The organism is Wenzhouxiangella marina (assembly GCF_001187785.1).
Lineage (GTDB): Bacteria > Pseudomonadota > Gammaproteobacteria > Xanthomonadales > Wenzhouxiangellaceae > Wenzhouxiangella > Wenzhouxiangella marina.
Window position 1 is genome coordinate 2,391,969 of the sequence record NZ_CP012154.1, and the last position, 15,292, is coordinate 2,407,260.

Annotated in this window: 16 protein-coding genes; 1 reads left to right on the forward strand and 15 read right to left on the reverse strand. The window is 65.3% G+C overall.

The window, feature by feature from the left end; all coding sequences use genetic code 11:
• Positions 1 to 14 precede the first annotated feature (14 nt).
• From WM2015_RS10200 to ssb, 7 genes are all read right to left on the reverse strand, one after another.
• A complete protein-coding gene (locus tag WM2015_RS10200) occupies positions 15 to 959 on the reverse strand; it encodes a DUF1684 domain-containing protein (RefSeq protein WP_049725948.1) in 945 nt (314 codons plus the stop codon).
• On the reverse strand, positions 946 to 2,376 hold the full coding sequence (locus WM2015_RS10205; protein ID WP_049725949.1) for a mannose-1-phosphate guanylyltransferase/mannose-6-phosphate isomerase: 1,431 nt from the start codon (positions 2,374 to 2,376) through the stop codon (positions 946 to 948). The genes WM2015_RS10200 and WM2015_RS10205 overlap by 14 nt, the downstream gene beginning before the upstream one ends.
• Positions 2,355 to 3,248, reverse strand: coding sequence for a dTDP-4-dehydrorhamnose reductase (gene rfbD, locus WM2015_RS16045; RefSeq protein WP_049725950.1), 894 nt, complete (start codon positions 3,246 to 3,248; stop codon positions 2,355 to 2,357). The genes WM2015_RS10205 and rfbD overlap by 22 nt, the downstream gene beginning before the upstream one ends.
• Positions 3,233 to 3,793 carry a dTDP-4-dehydrorhamnose 3,5-epimerase gene (rfbC, locus tag WM2015_RS16050; RefSeq protein ID WP_049725951.1) on the reverse strand — a complete coding sequence of 187 codons (561 nt, stop codon included), beginning with the start codon at positions 3,791 to 3,793 and terminating at the stop codon, positions 3,233 to 3,235. The genes rfbD and rfbC overlap by 16 nt, the downstream gene beginning before the upstream one ends.
• On the reverse strand, positions 3,790 to 4,674 hold the full coding sequence (gene rfbA / locus WM2015_RS10220) for a glucose-1-phosphate thymidylyltransferase RfbA (protein ID WP_049725952.1): 885 nt from the start codon (positions 4,672 to 4,674) through the stop codon (positions 3,790 to 3,792). The genes rfbC and rfbA overlap by 4 nt, the downstream gene beginning before the upstream one ends.
• Complete coding sequence (gene rfbB / locus WM2015_RS10225) at positions 4,671 to 5,747, reverse strand: dTDP-glucose 4,6-dehydratase (RefSeq protein ID WP_049725953.1); 1,077 nt, start codon at positions 5,745 to 5,747, stop codon at positions 4,671 to 4,673. The genes rfbA and rfbB overlap by 4 nt, the downstream gene beginning before the upstream one ends.
• A gap of 67 nt (positions 5,748 to 5,814) precedes the next feature.
• Positions 5,815 to 6,261, reverse strand: coding sequence for a single-stranded DNA-binding protein (gene ssb, locus WM2015_RS10230; protein WP_049725954.1), 447 nt, complete (start codon positions 6,259 to 6,261; stop codon positions 5,815 to 5,817).
• Between the two features lie 165 nt (positions 6,262 to 6,426).
• On the opposite strand from ssb, the gene WM2015_RS10235 reads away from it, so the two are divergent.
• On the forward strand, positions 6,427 to 7,425 hold the full coding sequence (locus WM2015_RS10235) for a polyprenyl synthetase family protein (protein ID WP_049725955.1): 999 nt from the start codon (positions 6,427 to 6,429) through the stop codon (positions 7,423 to 7,425).
• Here the strand turns inward: WM2015_RS10235 and murD are convergent.
• The 8 genes from murD to WM2015_RS15875 form a co-directional block, all read right to left on the reverse strand.
• Positions 7,401 to 8,732: a UDP-N-acetylmuramoyl-L-alanine--D-glutamate ligase gene (murD, locus tag WM2015_RS10240; RefSeq protein ID WP_082169650.1), complete on the reverse strand. Its 1,332-nt coding sequence runs from the start codon at positions 8,730 to 8,732 to the stop codon at positions 7,401 to 7,403. The genes WM2015_RS10235 and murD overlap by 25 nt on opposite strands.
• Entirely contained in the window at positions 8,722 to 10,098 is a 1,377-nt protein-coding gene (locus tag WM2015_RS10245; RefSeq protein ID WP_169751149.1) for a MurL-like N-terminal domain-containing, read from the reverse strand. The genes murD and WM2015_RS10245 overlap by 11 nt, the downstream gene beginning before the upstream one ends.
• Positions 10,064 to 11,242: an AI-2E family transporter gene (locus WM2015_RS10250; RefSeq protein ID WP_049725958.1), complete on the reverse strand. Its 1,179-nt coding sequence runs from the start codon at positions 11,240 to 11,242 to the stop codon at positions 10,064 to 10,066. Before WM2015_RS10250 ends, WM2015_RS10245 begins: the two co-directional genes overlap by 35 nt.
• Positions 11,243 to 11,411: 169 nt before the next feature.
• Positions 11,412 to 12,545 (reverse strand): hypothetical protein, encoded by a 1,134-nt coding sequence (locus tag WM2015_RS10255; protein ID WP_049725959.1) that lies wholly within the window; start codon positions 12,543 to 12,545, stop codon positions 11,412 to 11,414.
• A gap of 276 nt (positions 12,546 to 12,821) precedes the next feature.
• Entirely contained in the window at positions 12,822 to 13,829 is a 1,008-nt protein-coding gene (locus WM2015_RS10260; protein ID WP_049725960.1) for an isocitrate dehydrogenase, read from the reverse strand.
• A gap of 97 nt (positions 13,830 to 13,926) precedes the next feature.
• Positions 13,927 to 14,187 carry a glutaredoxin 3 gene (gene grxC / locus WM2015_RS10265; RefSeq protein WP_049725961.1) on the reverse strand — a complete coding sequence of 87 codons (261 nt, stop codon included), beginning with the start codon at positions 14,185 to 14,187 and terminating at the stop codon, positions 13,927 to 13,929.
• Between the two features lie 102 nt (positions 14,188 to 14,289).
• A complete protein-coding gene (locus WM2015_RS10270) occupies positions 14,290 to 14,634 on the reverse strand; it encodes a TusE/DsrC/DsvC family sulfur relay protein (RefSeq protein ID WP_049725962.1) in 345 nt (114 codons plus the stop codon).
• Positions 14,631 to 15,260, reverse strand: a complete 630-nt coding sequence (locus WM2015_RS15875; RefSeq protein ID WP_049725963.1) for a DsrE family protein — start codon at positions 15,258 to 15,260, stop codon at positions 14,631 to 14,633. Before WM2015_RS15875 ends, WM2015_RS10270 begins: the two co-directional genes overlap by 4 nt.
• Positions 15,261 to 15,292 lie beyond the last annotated feature (32 nt).

Genomic DNA, 15,292 nt, shown 5'->3' on the forward strand with positions numbered 1-15,292 from the left:
CTTCGGCGCTCGTCTCAGTACTTCAACTCGCCGGCCTCGATTCTCAGATCCAGGCGGTTTTCAGGCGGCGGTAGCGGGCAGGTCGAGTACTCGGTGAAAGCACAGGGGGGGTTGTAGGTCCGGTTGAAGTCCAGCACGACTTCGCCGTTTTCCGGTAGCTCGCTGTACAGAAAGCGCCCCAGCCCGTAGGTTTCGCGGCCGGAGGTGCGATCGGCCAGGATGAAGAACAGCTCCTGACCGTCCTCGCTCAGCACGGCCTGCAGGCCGACGGTCCGACCGTCGACTTCGAATTCGGCCATGCCCGGGTTGGGATCCTGGTTGAGCTCCCCGAGCACGTTGGCGATCAGCAGGGTCTGACCCGGCGGATTCGGCACCCAGCGGGCGGTGATCCGCCAATCGGGATCGAAGGGAAAGTAGTCCAGGCCGCGGAATCCGGTCCGGACGGGCGACTCGCTGTCGCGGATGCGAAGGTAGGGCTGACCCGCGCGCGGCATCAGGTGGAATTGCACGCTTCCAGCCTCGACTTCGGTCGGCCCCTCATCGCGCAAGGCGAGTAACTCGGTTTCGCCCTCGGCCGGCAGACCGTCGATTCGCACGGCTCCTGGCCGAGCCGGCTCGAACCAGACCCGCTCGCCGATGACCACGAGGTCACCCCAGTGCTCTGGGCCGGAAGAGACGCGGAAATGATTGCCCTCGTCCGAGCCGATCAGCCAACGCCCCTCGCTCAGGGGTTCCAGGGCGACCAGGCTGAGCCAGCCGTGCGGCTCGGTCAGCCGGGCCAGGCGGCGTTGACGCCAGTCCATGGCCTCGGCACGCCACTGCGCGATTTCCGGGTCCGTGCTCGTCGCTTCCCTGCCCGGTCCGTCTTCGCGAGGGGCCGGAGCCTGACAGGCGACGAGAGCAAGTACCAGCAGGCTGACCAGGCCAGCCTTGGCTCGCAGACGGTCAGGCGCGGCCATAGATGTCCTCCAGGCGCTCGATATCGTCTTCGCCGAAGTAGCTGCCCGTCTGCACTTCGATGATCTCGACCGGCACCTGGCCACGGTTTTCCAGGCGATGCAAGCTACCGACGGGAATCTGCACGGTCTGTCCGGCACCGAGATCGAACTCTTCGTCGCCGACGCGCACGCTCGCCGTTCCGCCGACCACGGTCCAGTGTTCGCTGCGGTGCTCGTGCCGCTGCAGGGACAGGACGCCGCCGGGGCGGACCACAAGGCGTTTGACCTTGCAGTCATCGGCGTCTTCCAGCACGGTGTAGCGACCCCAGGGGCGATGGACGGTCCGGTGAAAGACCGCGGATTCATGGTCCTGGCGGGTCAGTTCGTCGACCACGGCCTTGACTTCCTGAGCGCGCTCACGGCTGGCCACCAGCACGGCATCACCGGTGTCGACGATGACCAGATTGTCCACACCCACGGCCGCGACCAGGCGCTTTTCCCCTTGTACGAAAGTATTGCGTGAATCGACCAGTACGCCCTCGCCCTGCACGCGATTGCCAAGGGCGTCGGTTTCGTAGAGCTCGCTGATCGCCTGCCAGGAGCCGATGTCGCTCCAACCGCAGTCGACCGGCACCACGGCTCGCTTGCGCGCTTTCTCCATGATGGCGAAGTCGATCGAGTCGGCGCGGACGCGCGCGAACCTGACCGAATCCAGCTCGAGAGGCTCCTGATCGGTGGACGAGGCCTGCCAGGTCTCTCGAACGCCTGCGAGGATGTCGGGCGCATGTTCCGCCATGGCATCGAGAAGCGTTCGGGCACGCAGACAGAACATGCCGGCATTCCAGAGGTACTGCCCGGACTCGACGTAGCGGCGCGCGGTCTCGAGGTCGGGTTTTTCCACGAAGGCCTCGATGCTCAGGCCCCGATCTTCGATGGCGGATCCGGCGCGGATGTAGCCGAAACCCGTTTCAGGGTGGGTCGGCTGGATCCCCAGGCAGGTCAGCCACCCTTCGCTGGCCAGGGCATGGGCCTTGGTCACGGCCTGTTCGAAGGCGGCGACGTTACGGACCAGGTGGTCGGCCGGCTGAACCAGCAGGCAGGCGTCCTCGCCGAAGCGGGACTCGACCCAGAGTGCGGCAGCCGCGATGGCCGGGGCGGTATTGCGCCCCTCGGGCTCGAGGAGAAAGTGGTGTTCGGTCTCCGGCGCGCCCTGCTGATAGAGATCACGGGTGAGAAAGTAGTAATCCCGGCCGGTGACGGTCAGGGTGACCCCCTGAGAGGCCACGCGGCTGGCTCGCTCGACGGTGGTTTCTGCCAGGGTCTGGCCACTGGCCAGGCGCATGAAGGGCTTTGGATGGGCACGACGGGAGACTGGCCAGAGGCGCGTACCGGCGCCGCCGGAGAGAATGACCGGGATCAGGGCTGACTTGTCGTCCATCGGGCAAAACACTCCTGTAAAGCTTCATCCACCGAGTCCATGGGTCGGCCGACCCACGCCTCGACCCGTCGCACATCGAGCACGGACCAGGCCGGTCTTCGGGCTTTCTGCGGCCAGGCCTCCGAAGCGATCGCTTCCAGGCCCACCGGGCCGGGAATCCGGCCGACCGTGACCGCCCTGTCGAGCGCGCGCCGAGCGAATTCGCACCAGCTCATCGCCGTCGCACCCGCGACGTGCAGGATGCTCGGCGCGTCGACCCGATCGAAACGCTCGACCAGTCGCCAGCTGGCCTCGGCCAGGGAGCCCGCCCAGGTCGGCGAGCCGATCTGGTCGTCGACGACGCGAAGATCCTGACCCTGGGCCGCCCGGGCGATGATCGCGCTCAGGAAATTGCCCGGTAGAGCACTGTACACCCAGGCCGTTCGCAGGATCAGGGCGCGCGCACCGGAGTCGAGGATCTTCAGCTCACCGGCTCGCTTGGTCCGACCGTAGGCCGACTGCGGATCGCAGGGATCATCCTCGCGCCAGGGCCGCCCAGGCTCGCCGCTGAACACGTAGTCCGTGGAATAGCTTATCAGTCCGGCGTCATGAGCCCGGGCCCAGTCGGCGAGCCAGCCCGGCAGATCGGCATTGAGCACCCGGGCCTGTTCTTCATGATCCTCGGCGGCATCCACGGCGGTCCAGGCAGCCGCGTTGATGATCAATTGCGGCTCGACCCGGTCGAGCAGCGCAAGCACGGACTGACAATCGGCGAGATCGCAGGCCTGCTCACCCCCGGAGCGTCGGCTGCAGACCAAGTCGATGCCGGCCGGTGCGCTCGCCTGAAGATGCTGACCGAGCTGGCCGGCCGCACCGGTCAGCAGGACGCGCATGTCGGCAGGTCTTGCGGGTCGATATCGACAAGCCTCGGGGCCTGAGCGTCCTTGCCGGACAACTCCGGCGTGCTGACGCGCCAGTCCACGGCCAGATCCGGATCGTTCCAGGCAATCCCCCGATCCTGTTCGCCCCGATAGGGACGCGTGCAGAGGTAGTTGAAGGTTGCCGTCTCGCTCAACACGACGAAGCCATGCGCGAAACCCTCGGGCACCCAGAGCTGATTGAGCTGCTCTGCGTCCAGTTCGCAGGCCACCCATTGGCGAAAGTGGGGCGAATCGGGTCGGATGTCGACGGCCACGTCCAGCACCCGGCCGCTGGACACCCAGACCAGCTTGCCCTGGGGCTCGGGCCACTGATAATGCAGGCCGCGCAGCACGCCCCTGCCCGAGCGCGAGGTGTTGGCCTGAACGAAACGCGGGCCGATGCCGTACGCCTCGTAGCGTTCCTGCCGCCAGGTTTCGAGGAACACGCCGCGCTCGTCGCCGAACAGCCGGGGCTTGATCTCCAGAACCCCCGGCAGCGTGGTCTCTTCGACGATCACGAGAAAAAGCCTGCCCGCGCCACCAGGCGCAGGTAATCGCCGTAACCGCTCTTGGCCAGGGGTTCGGCCAGCTGCAGCAGTTCATCGCGGCTGATCCAGCCCTGGCGGAAGGCGATCTCCTCGGGGCAGGCCACCCTGAGGCCCTGACGGGACTCCAGCGTCTCGATGTAGCTGGCCGCCTGCTGCAGCGAGGCATGGGTGCCCGTATCCAGCCAGGCATAGCCGCGACCCATGGTTTCGACGGTCAGGTCACCGGCCTCGAGGTAGCAGCGATTCAGATCGGTGATCTCGAGCTCTCCACGCGCCGAAGGCTGTAACGAGGCGGCGTAGTCGCAGGCGCGGCCATCGTAGAAATACAGGCCCGTCACCGCATAATTGGAACGCGGCTCGGAGGGTTTTTCTTCCAGGGAGAGCACCTGTCCGCCCTCGCCCATCTCGACGACGCCGTAACGCTCCGGGTCACTGACCCAATAGCCGAACACCGTCGCGCCGTCCTCGCGCTCGGCGGCACGGCTCAGCAGTTCACGCATGCCGCCGCCATGGAAGATGTTGTCGCCGAGGATCAGACAGGAGGGCTGGCCCGCGACGAAGTCGCGGCCGATGATGAAGGCCTCGGCCAGGCCGCGGGGTTCGTCCTGCACGGCGTAGCTCAGCTCGATGCCCCACTGCCGGCCATCGCCGAGCAGGCGCTTGAACAGGTCCTGCTCGTGAGGCGTGGTGATGATCAGGATCTCCCGGATACCCGCCTGCATGAGAGTGCTCAGCGGGTAGTAGATCATCGGTTTGTCGTAGACGGGCAGCAGCTGCTTGCTGATTACCTGCGTCAGGGGATACAGGCGAGTACCGGAACCGCCGGCCAGGATGATGCCGCGACGACTCATGATTCGGGCTCCTCTGATTCGCTTTCCTCGAAGTGCGCCACCCCGAGCCGCTCGGAACGATAGCGGCCATCGCGGATACGCTGCCACCAGTCCCGCTGCTCCAGATACCAGTCCACCGTGGCCGCCAGGCCACCGGCAAAGTCGACCGAGGGCTCCCAGCCCAGCTCGTCACGAATGCGGCTGGCGTTGATGGCATAGCGCCGGTCGTGGCCCGGGCGGTCCTGCACGAACTCGATCAGTTCACGGCGTGGCCGCTCGCCCGTCACGCGCTCGTCGAGCAGATCGCAGAGCAGATGGACCACGTCCAGGTTGCACATCTCGGCGTTACCGCCGATGTTGTAGACGCGCCCCGCCTGGCCCGCATCCAGCACCCGGGCAATCGCCCGGCAATGATCCTCGACGAACAGCCAGTCGCGACGCTGCTGGCCATCGCCATAGACCGGCAGGCGCTCGCCCTCCAGGGCATTGATCAGCATCAGCGGGATCAGCTTTTCGGGGAACTGGTAGGGCCCATAGTTGTTGGAGCAATTGGTGATCATCACCGGCAGACCGTAGGTCCGATGCCAGGCCCGAGCCAGGTGATCCGCGGCCGCCTTGGAGGCTGCATAGGGTGAATTCGGCGCATAACGGTGCTGTTCGTCGAAAGGCGCATCGTCCGGGCCCAGGGTGCCGTAGACCTCGTCGGTGGAGACATGGACGAAGCGGAAGCCATCTGCAGCCCCGGATCGCCAGTAGTCCAGGGCACGGTCCAGCAGCACCTGCGTCCCGAGGACATTGGTCCGGATGAAGGCCGAGGGATCGTCGATCGAACGGTCGACGTGGCTTTCGGCAGCGAAATGCACGATCGCATCGGGGCGATGCTCTGCCAGCAAACGGCCGACCAGGGCGGCATCCCCGATATCGCCCTGCACGAAGACATGGCGGTCCGGATCGAGATCCTGCACGGATTCCCGGTTGCCTGCGTAGGTCAGCAGGTCGAGGTTGATCACGCGGGTGTTCGGGTCCGTCAACGCCAGACGCACGAAATTGCTACCGATGAAACCGGCACCGCCGGTCACGAGAAGGGTAGTCATCGGATTGGAAGCCTTTCAGTAGTACGATCGGGGAACCGAACGGCGGCCGGGCCACCGCCCGATCGGATCAGAACGGAATATCGTCTTCGAGATTGCCGCCGCTCGGCCCGGAGGGCGCCGGGCCACTCGACTGGGCACCGTAGGAGCCACCGCGGTCCTGCATGGGCGCGCTGTCACCGCGGCTGTCGAGCATCTGCATCTCATTGGCCACGATTTCGGTGGTCCAACGGTCGTTGCCGTCGCGGTCCTGCCATTTCCGGGTCTGCAGACGACCCTCGATGTACACCTTGGAGCCCTTGCGCAGGTATTCACCGGCGATCTCGGCCAGCTTGCTGAACAACACCACCCGATGCCATTCGGTATTTTCCCGCATCTCGCCGGACTGCCGATCTCGCCAGCTCTCCGAAGTCGCGAGGGACAGGTTGGTCACGGCGCTGCCTCCAGCGGTGTGACGGGTTTCCGGATCGGCACCCAGATTGCCGATCAGAATGACTTTGTTGATTCCTTTGGCCATGCTCGCTCGGGCCCTTGCCCTGTGGTTGGAAATTGACCGTCAGTCTAGCACAGCAGGCCATTCAAGCCGCCGGCGAAGCACCCGGAGACGGGTAGGAAATCGCCCCATCATCCGCTTGAAGATTGACTGCTTTCGGGCCACGCCCCGCTCGTATAATGGCAATCCATGAATGATGCCTCCGTCCTCGACCTTCCGCAGAGCCTCGACGATGTTCTGAGCCTCACGGCCCGCGACCGCGCGGCCGTCGATGAACTGATCACCGAGCGCCTGCACTCCGACATCGTCCTGGTCAATCAGATCAGCCAGTACATCATCGGCGGCGGCGGCAAGCGTCTGCGCCCCCTGGTCCATCTCCTGGCCGCCCGCGCGGCCGGCTATGAAGGGTCCGATCATCTGCAGATGGCCGCGATCATCGAATTCATCCACACCGCCACCCTGTTGCACGACGACGTGGTCGATGAGTCCAGCCGCCGACGGGGCAAGGAAACCGCCCATCGGATCTGGGGCAATGCCGCCTCGGTGCTGGTCGGGGATTTCCTCTATTCACGCAGCTTCCAGCTGATGGTCGAGCTCGACCAGCTGCAGGTCATGCGCATCCTGGCCGACACCACCAACACCATCGCCGAGGGCGAGGTGCTGCAGTTGATGCAGATGGGCAATGCCGAACTGGACCGTGACGCCTACTTTCAGGTGATCTCGGACAAGACCGCCTGTCTGTTCGCGGCCAGCGCCCGCCTCGGGGGCGTACTGGCCAAGCGAGGAGATTCGGTCAACGATGCCCTGGCCGAGTTCGGGCTGCTGCTTGGCCAGGCCTTCCAGATCACCGACGACGTGCTCGACTATCGCGCCGACGGCGAGGCCCTGGGCAAGAGCCTCGGCGACGATCTGGCCGAGGGCAAGGTCACCCTGCCCCTGATTCTGGCCATGCAGCGGGTGGACGAGGAGACGCGCCAGTCGATCGCCGCAATGATCGAGGCCGGTGGCAGTCCGGACCACGAGCGGGTCAGGCTACTGATGGAATCGGTGGGCGCGCTGGACGCCGCCATGGACGAAGCCCGAGCCCTGGGTCAGCGAGCCCGCGAATGCCTTCGATTACTGGACCATGGGCCGGAGCGGCAGGCGCTGGAAGTGCTGGTGGACTACGCGGTGGATCGGTCCAGATAGCGCTGAATCGCTTCCCGGAACTGCAGACCTCGAGCCTCGAAATTACGAAACCGCGGAAAGCTCGGCGCGCCCGGGGACAACAGGATGGTATCCCCTGCCCGACTCAACTGGACCGCTGCAGCAATCGCCGCATCGAGATCCTCTGCCTTGCGGATCTTCGCCGCCTCGACCGCGCCGGCGGCTTCCAGGGCCCGAGCGACGCGATCACCGTTGTCTGGAAGCACGACCAGTCCTCGCAACGGCCTTCTCTGACACCATTGAGCGACAGGCGCCCAATCCGAAGGACGGTCCTGACCGCCGACCAGCAGCACCACGGGATGCCCTTCCGCCGATTCCAGGGCCGCCAGCGTGGCATGGGGAGAGGTCGCGATCGAATCGTTGATCCAGCGCCGCTCGCCCGCCGTGGACACGGTCTCCAGGCGATGCTCGAGGGCCTGGAAGCTCCTGAGCGCATCGAGCAGCGGCATCAGCGGCCGCCCGAGCAGGCACGCGGCCTCCAGCGCGAGCGCCGCGTTGTCGAGATTGTGTCGCCCGACCAGACGCAGATCCCTGGATCGAAGCAGTGGCGCCTGATCGAGCATCAGCTCGTCTTCGCGTCGATTGAAGAACGGCGCTCGATTCGACTCGATCCGCCCCGGGACTGCAGAGGTGGCCAACTTGAGCACCGGATCCCGGCCATTGATGATCAGCGGCTGGCCATCCAGCAGCTCGGCCAGACGCAGCTTTACCGCGTAGTAAGCCTCGACGCTTCCGTGCCAATCCAGATGCTCCGGGAACAGCCGGGTGATGATCCCCAGGCGCAATCGGCCCTCCAGATCCGCCAACTGATAGCTCGATAGCTCGGCGACGACCAGGCTGGCCGTGGTATCGAGCTGATCGAGCAATGGCAAGCCGATATTGCCCGCCAGCACCACCGAATCGGACTCGGCCCGGAGCAGATGCGCGAGCAGCGAGGCCGTCGTGCTCTTGCCCTTCGATCCGGTCACGCCGATGACCGGCAGCTCGGGGCGTTCGCTCAAGAAGATCGAGGACGGATTGACGATCCGTCCGCCTTGGCGCCGATACTCGCGGAGCGCGGGATGATCGACCGGAACGCCTGGCGAACGGAGCACCACGTCGTAGGCGGCAAGGCCCTGGTCGAATTCGGCTACCCGGCCCGACACCTCGGTCGGCAGGGCGCCGGATTCGCACCAGACCTCCAGAGCTTGGAGATCAGCACGTTGCTTCAACAGGCGCCAGGCGCTCTGCCCTTCCCGCCCGAAGCCGAGCACTGCGACCCGGTCCCCCCTGAACTGCTCAAGCCGCATCGATCAGCTCCCCCGGCAAGTTCTGCTCGCCCCCAGCTTCGCACAGAGCGTCGATGTCCGCCACCGAGTACCCGCGCAACCGAGCCTCGAGATGCTCGACGACCGGATGCGCGGCCCACCGGCTCTGGGCGGCCAGCGCCCGCACGGCCGCGCGAGCCTCCTCGGCCTCGCCCACGCATTCGAAGGGCTTGACCCCATCCAGTGCAAGCAAGGCCTCGAAGCCCGGACTCAAGTCCGGATCGGCCAGCAGGTCCTTGCCGAAGATGCCCCGCAAGGCCTCGGGCGACATGAACGGCGCCAGGCACAGGTAGACGAAATGGCACTTCGGACAGGCTCCGCACCAGCGCTGGACACGCGGCCCATCGAGATGGAAGTTCCGGTTGCAGGAGGAAAACAGGCCATGAAACTCCGGCAGCGCCGAAAATTCACGGCAGATGGCCAGTTCACGGTCCCGCCGAAGCACCGAGAAGACGTGCAGTTCGGGATGCACGAAGCGACGCACCCAGGCGTCGAGCATGCGCTCGAACTCCAGCGATTTCGAGAACTGATGATTGACGGCCCGGCCCTTCGTGTCGATCAGGCTGGCCTCACTGGCCGAACGCTCGTTGGCGAAGGCCACCCGGTGATAGTCCAGCAGCAAGGCCGTCAGCACCAGGATCGAGGCATTGATCGCGGTGACAGGCACATGGCCGTTCAAGGCGCCCATGGCATTGAGCCGGGCCAGACCGGGATCGAGGCGTCGATCGATGACCAGGTGCTCGCCCGGCAGGACCTCACCGATCCGCAGGATCAACGGCGAGCGTCCGATCTGCACGCTGGCGAGCGGTTCGTCGAGGCGGGACAGGCGCGCCCAGGCCACCAGGGAGTCCTTGCCCCCGCCCATCGGCACCAGGGTCCGGCGCGCCAGATCGAAAGCGTGGGTCTGCGCGGGCCGATCGGGCCCGACGGGGAAATGCGGAAAGGCATCCACATCCAGACGATTGCGATAGGCGAATTCGGCCAGACCCTCCCGGTAGAGCCGATCCAGCCATCGGGACTGCCATGCGTCCGGCCCCGAGCCGTCGAAACGAATGTGGTTCGGGCACCCGGCCTTCCAATAGCTGATTCCGGCCACCCAGTGGAGAAGATCCAGGGCGCCTTCGATCGCGGCCCGGTGCTCGGCGGGCAGCTCGAAGGGCGCCCCCGGAATCACCACCGTCTCGCTCAGCTGCAGGCCATCGAGGACATAGTCCAGCCGGACTTCTCCGGTCCGGGGATCGAGGCACCGGGAGCGGAAAACGAAATGGTGCGAGCGGTCAGGGGTCCAGTCGGCCGGCACCTCCGATGGGAGCTCAAGCACCGGACTGCGCCGCTTCGCCCTCGTCATCGGCCTCACTCTTGCGCGGCCAGGCCCGGAGCACGGCATGAATCAGCGTCGCCAGGGGGATGGCGAAGAACACGCCCCAGAAGCCCCAGATGCCACCGAACACCAGGACAGCCACGATGATCGCTACCGGGTGTAGATTGACCACTTCGGAGAAAAGAATCGGAACCAGCACGTTGCCATCCAGGGCCTGGATGATCGCGTAGGCAATGAGTACGTACCAGAACTCCGCGCCGATCCCGAAGGCGATCAGGGCGACCAAGGCGACCGGCAAGGTGACGACCGCCGCGCCAATGTAGGGAATGATGACGGAGAAACCGACCAGCATCGAGAGCAACATGGCGAACGGCAGGCCCAGCGCCATGAAGACCAGATAGGTCACGACCCAGACGATCAGAATCTCCAGCACCTTGCCGCGGACATAATTCCCGATCTGCGCATCGACCTCGCTCCAGACGCTGGTGACCAGCGCGCGATCCCGAGGCATGTAGGCCCGCAGCCAGTCCAGCAGGGCCCGCTTGTCCTTGAGGAAGAAGAACACGAGCACCGGCATGAGGACTAGAAAGATCAGCAAGCTGGCCAGACCGATGACCCCGGAAAAGGACACCAGGGTCGCTCCGTAATTGACCAGTTCGGTGCCCATATTGTCGAGCATGCGCGACAGCTGCTCCTCCGATATCAGCGCCAGCTGCCGCTCGGCCTGCTCGGCCGGCAAGCCCTCGGCGGCAGTCGCCGCGCGTTCCGTTGCCGCCGACACCGTTTCCGCTGGGGCCACCAGCTGAGGGTAGCGTTCCGGCAGGGTCGCCAGCCAGGCCTGAGCCTGACCGATGTAGCTGGGCAGCTGCTGCACGATGGCGGCGAGCTGGCGAGTCAGCATCGGGAGCAGACCGAACAACAGGAACAGCAAGGCCGTCACGAAGGCGCTGAACACCGAGATGACCGCCATCAATCGTGGCAGGCCGAAGCGTTCCAGGCGCTGGACAGCGCCCTCGAGCAGGTAGGCGATGATGAGGCTCGCCACCACCGGCGCAAGCATCCGGGCGAACAGAATGACGGCCACCAGGCCAAGCAGCAGGGACAGGGAAAGAATCACCACCTGCGGATCGGAGAAGTGCCGCTGATACCACTGAGTGAATCGCGCGATCATGGGTTCGGATTATACGGAGCGTGACCGGCATCGCGCGAGCCCGATGACCGAAAGACATGGGATAGGGAGTCGCTGGCGGGCGGAAGCCGCCCCAGCCCGGTGAACCTTTCCCCGTGGAAGGTCACCGGGCTGCCTGTCTTGCCTTAGGAGTGCTGCTGCGCGGGGAAGATCAGAAATCGAACTCGACCATTGCCTGCACTTCGATGTCCTGATCGAGACGATCGGAGACGATGCCCAGGACGTTGCCGCCGAAAGCGAATTCGGGCGGCGCGTAGGATGCGCTCAGACGCAGACTTGCGTAGCGCCCCAGACCCTTGCTCAAACCAGCCAACAGGGCGTTGTCGGCCAATTCGGGCTCCAGCGCATCGGCCAGGACCGAAGCGGTCGGCTTGGGTTGGGTGCGCGTCTGGTAATCGATGTAGAACGCCAGGTCATGCCCATTGGTCCACTGCCAGCCGAGACTGTAGACCACCAGGTCATCCCAGGCGAAGCGCGGGCTGGTGCTGTCCCCGAGCAGCGCGGTGAAACGCGCGGGCAAGGCCCGGCTGGGGAAGGCGCCGACTTCGCCATAGAAAATCTGCTCGATGCCGAAGCGAAGCGAGCTTCTCGAAGTGGCATGGAACTGCATGCCGGCCTGCAGACGCGAAGGAATGTCGAGCTCGGCCACCGTGCCGTAGAGACCTCTGAGCGTCGCGAACTCCGCCATGTCGATGCGGGACTGGAACGCGGCCTCGAAAGTCCACTGCGTGCCGATGTCACTCATCAGCCCCAGGCGCAAACCCGCGCCATGGGCCACTTCCGGGGCACCGAAGGGACGCGAGAACACAGCGTTCTCGGCCACGACCGCATTGTCCGACTCCATCAGATTCAGACCGCTGTTGCCGTAGCGCTGGCTGGCAAGAACAGCGGACACGGTCACGGACGTCGAAGGGTTGATCTCGCTCGTCAGACCCGGCATCAGCAAGGACTGCTGGAAGCTGATGCCCTGGGTGCCCAGGTGGCGCCCCTGCGGCCCCATGGTCAGCTCAGAGCGGCCGCGGTCGAGCGTGAACATCATCATCGGCTCGCCGGGCGACAACAAAGCACTGGCGAAATCCGGAGCGATCAGCGTGTCATCCATGCGAAGCCAGCCCGTGCGAGGCACGGCTTGTTCGCTCAGACGTTCCAGATCGGGGGTGATCCGGTGCAGCAGGTAGTCGCTCCACGGTCCGGGCGCCGGACGATCCGCCGGCGAAACGGCGATGGCGGACACCGAAACGGCACTGGCGATAACGGCGGCGATGGTGTGCTGGCGGAGGTTCACGGATCTTCGATCAGCGGCGGCTACGGACACGGCCCAATTCTAGCGCGCCCATTGGCAGAAATACAACGGAAAACGGGCCATCGACTCGAAAAAACCACGAACCATACCGATCGGGCGCCCTTGCGGCCCCGATCGTCGAGGCAAAACCGTTGTAATTCCGCAACAACGTCACCACCACGGGCAGGCCCCGATGCGTCGGCCGGAGCTGCAGACCCCGACGGAAACCGCTTCAGGGGGAGGGATCGACAGCTCGCTTGCGAACTGCCGGTCGGCACCTCAGACCAGGCGCTCGCAGATGGCGTCGGTGAACTGCTCGGTGTTGCCGCTGCCACCCAGGTCCGGCGTGGTGCGATCGCCCTCGGCGATGACCTCGGCGATGGCCTGACGCAGGCGCTGGGCCTTGTCGCTCTGATCGAGATGATCGAGCATCTGCGCGGCGGCCAGCAGCAGGGCGCAGGGATTGGCAATGCCCTTGCCGGCGATATCGGGCGCCGAACCATGAACGGCTTCGAACATGGCCACGTCCTTGCCGATGTTGGCGCCCGGCGCCAGCCCCAGTCCACCGACCAGGCCGGCGCAGAGATCCGAGATGATGTCGCCGAACAGATTGGTGGTCACGATCACATCGAACTGCTCCGGCCGCATGACCAGCTGCATGCAGGCATTGTCGACGATCAGGTCGTTGAACTCGATGTCGGGATACTCCTCGGCGACGTCGCGGGCGACATTCAGGAACATGCCGGTGACGTCCTTGAGGATGTTCGCCTTGTGAACCGCCGTCACTTTCTTGCGTCCGACGCGACGGGCCAGGTCGAAGGCGAAACGCACGACGCGCTCGCAACCGGCTCGGGTCACGACCATCTTGGATTCGGCACGCGAACCATCCGGGGCCGTCCACGCGCCCTCGCCCAGGTACGCGCCCTCGGTGTTCTCGCGAACCGTGATCAGGTCGATGTTCTCGTAGCGGGACTTGGTGCCCTTGAAGCTGATCGCCGGCCGTACGTTGGCGAACAGATCGAAATGCTTGCGCAGGGCCACGTTCAAGGACTTGAAGCCGCCGCCGACCGGCGTGGTCAGGGGCGCTTTCAGCGCGATGCGGTTCTCGGTGATGGAATCGAGTGTCGCCTGCGGCAGCAGCTCACCGGTCTCTTCCTGGGCCGCCACACCGGCCAGCTGGAAGTCGTATTCCAGACCCGCATCGAGCGTGTCCAGCACGCGCAGGGTCGATTTCATGATTTCGGGGCCGATGCCGTCGCCCCGGATGACGGTGATTCGCTGCGTCACGTCGGACTTCCTCGATTCTTCATGTCGTCAAGATCAGCCGACCATTATAGCGGCCCCGGCCGGCTGCACGAAGGCCGACCTTCGTCTCATGTCGGACTCAGACATTCAGCAATCGATTGAGCGCACCCTCCTGGTCGAGGGCATCGAGATCATCGAAGCCGCCGACATGGGTGTCACCGATGAAGATCTGCGGCACGGTGTGACGACCGCTGCGAGCGATCATCTCCTCCCGCCGCTCCGGTTCCTCGATCAGGGAAACCTCGGTCCAGGTCACGCCCTTGCGCTGCAGCAGCTTGCGCGCGGCAACGCAGTACGGACAGGTCGGTTTGCAATACATCAGAATCGGCGGATGGCTCATGTCGGCTTGGCTCCATGTCGGTTGAGCGGCAAAAATCCTTGCCCATCGCACAAGTGGGTCCCCTCGGCGCGGATTTCCACCCCTGCGTCGCTGCGATGAGCTTCAGATGCACCAATCAGGCTTCGGATAGCCGCCCAGGCGGCAGGCTTCGCGAACCGGATTGTCCCGGAACAGTCGATAGACGTCACGACTCGTGAGATCGGGATCCGCGCGCGCTTCGCGCAGGGCAGCGACCACCACTCGCATCAACGGCGGCGTGCCGTAGCGCGTCTGATGCTCGCGCACGAAGCGGATCAACCACCATTGCTCGTCGCTGAGTTCGACGCCCTCCTCGGCGGCCATGGCCCGGGCAAGCGCCGGCGACCACCGCGACGGATCGAGCAGATGGCCGTCTGCGTCGAGTTCGAAGAGCTCACCCTGGAATTCGAAGGTCTTCGGATCACTCATGCCTGAATCTCCGCGCGTGCATCGACGCCCTCGCGCCAGTCTTCGAGGGCCGATTCCCCGACCCACTCGGCCGGCGCCACCGCCTCGGCACGGCCCGAGGGACCGGCCAGCACCCCGACCCTGGCCAACCCATGATCGAACAACTGCTGCCAGGCCGCCCACGACTCGGGCTTGCCACGGAGGTCCCACCAGGCACTCGCTTCGAACAGCACCCGCAGGTCCAGATCCAGGCTGGCCCCCGCCAGAATCAGCTCCAGGCGCTCCTGCCAGGTTCGCGCATCGCCCCCTTCATCGATCCGCACCAGAAAATCGGCGCCTGCGGCGCTGGCCGCCAGGGCGTCCCAGAACCGAACCAGGCTGGCGACTTCGAAGCCTTCGATCGGCGCAGCGACAGCGCGACGCTGCAGGGCCGCCGCGCAGAGCAGCGCCCGAACCCCTTCCGCCCCGGCCAGTGCCGACCAGGCCGATCCGGAACGGGTGGCCGCCAGCACGCCGTCCCCGTGAAAGAACAGCAACAGCGGGCGCTCGGACGCCTCCGCCCTGGCAAGCGCCTCGATTTCGGCCACCGTCTCGGGTGCTGCACGCACGAGCAGCACGCTGGTGTAATGTATCGCCGTGGTTTCCATTCAATCAGTCATCGTCGTTCAATCGACCAGAA

Coding starts and splice junctions, on each gene's coding strand:
- WM2015_RS10200 (WP_049725948.1), bottom strand. CDS start 959: ATGGCCGCGCCTGACCGTCTGCGAGCCAAGGCTGGCCTGGTCAGCCTG.
- WM2015_RS10205 (WP_049725949.1), bottom strand. CDS start 2,376: ATGGACGACAAGTCAGCCCTGATCCCGGTCATTCTCTCCGGCGGCGCC.
- rfbD (WP_049725950.1), bottom strand. CDS start 3,248: ATGCGCGTCCTGCTGACCGGTGCGGCCGGCCAGCTCGGTCAGCATCTT.
- rfbA (WP_049725952.1), bottom strand. CDS start 4,674: ATGAGTCGTCGCGGCATCATCCTGGCCGGCGGTTCCGGTACTCGCCTG.
- rfbB (WP_049725953.1), bottom strand. CDS start 5,747: ATGACTACCCTTCTCGTGACCGGCGGTGCCGGTTTCATCGGTAGCAAT.
- ssb (WP_049725954.1), bottom strand. CDS start 6,261: ATGGCCAAAGGAATCAACAAAGTCATTCTGATCGGCAATCTGGGTGCC.
- WM2015_RS10235 (WP_049725955.1), top strand. CDS start 6,427: ATGAATGATGCCTCCGTCCTCGACCTTCCGCAGAGCCTCGACGATGTT.
- murD (WP_082169650.1), bottom strand. CDS start 8,732: ATGCGGCTTGAGCAGTTCAGGGGGGACCGGGTCGCAGTGCTCGGCTTC.
- WM2015_RS10245 (WP_169751149.1), bottom strand. CDS start 10,098: ATGACGAGGGCGAAGCGGCGCAGTCCGGTGCTTGAGCTCCCATCGGAG.
- WM2015_RS10250 (WP_049725958.1), bottom strand. CDS start 11,242: ATGATCGCGCGATTCACTCAGTGGTATCAGCGGCACTTCTCCGATCCG.
- grxC (WP_049725961.1), bottom strand. CDS start 14,187: ATGAGCCATCCGCCGATTCTGATGTATTGCAAACCGACCTGTCCGTAC.
- WM2015_RS10270 (WP_049725962.1), bottom strand. CDS start 14,634: ATGAGTGATCCGAAGACCTTCGAATTCCAGGGTGAGCTCTTCGAACTC.
- WM2015_RS15875 (WP_049725963.1), bottom strand. CDS start 15,260: ATGGAAACCACGGCGATACATTACACCAGCGTGCTGCTCGTGCGTGCA.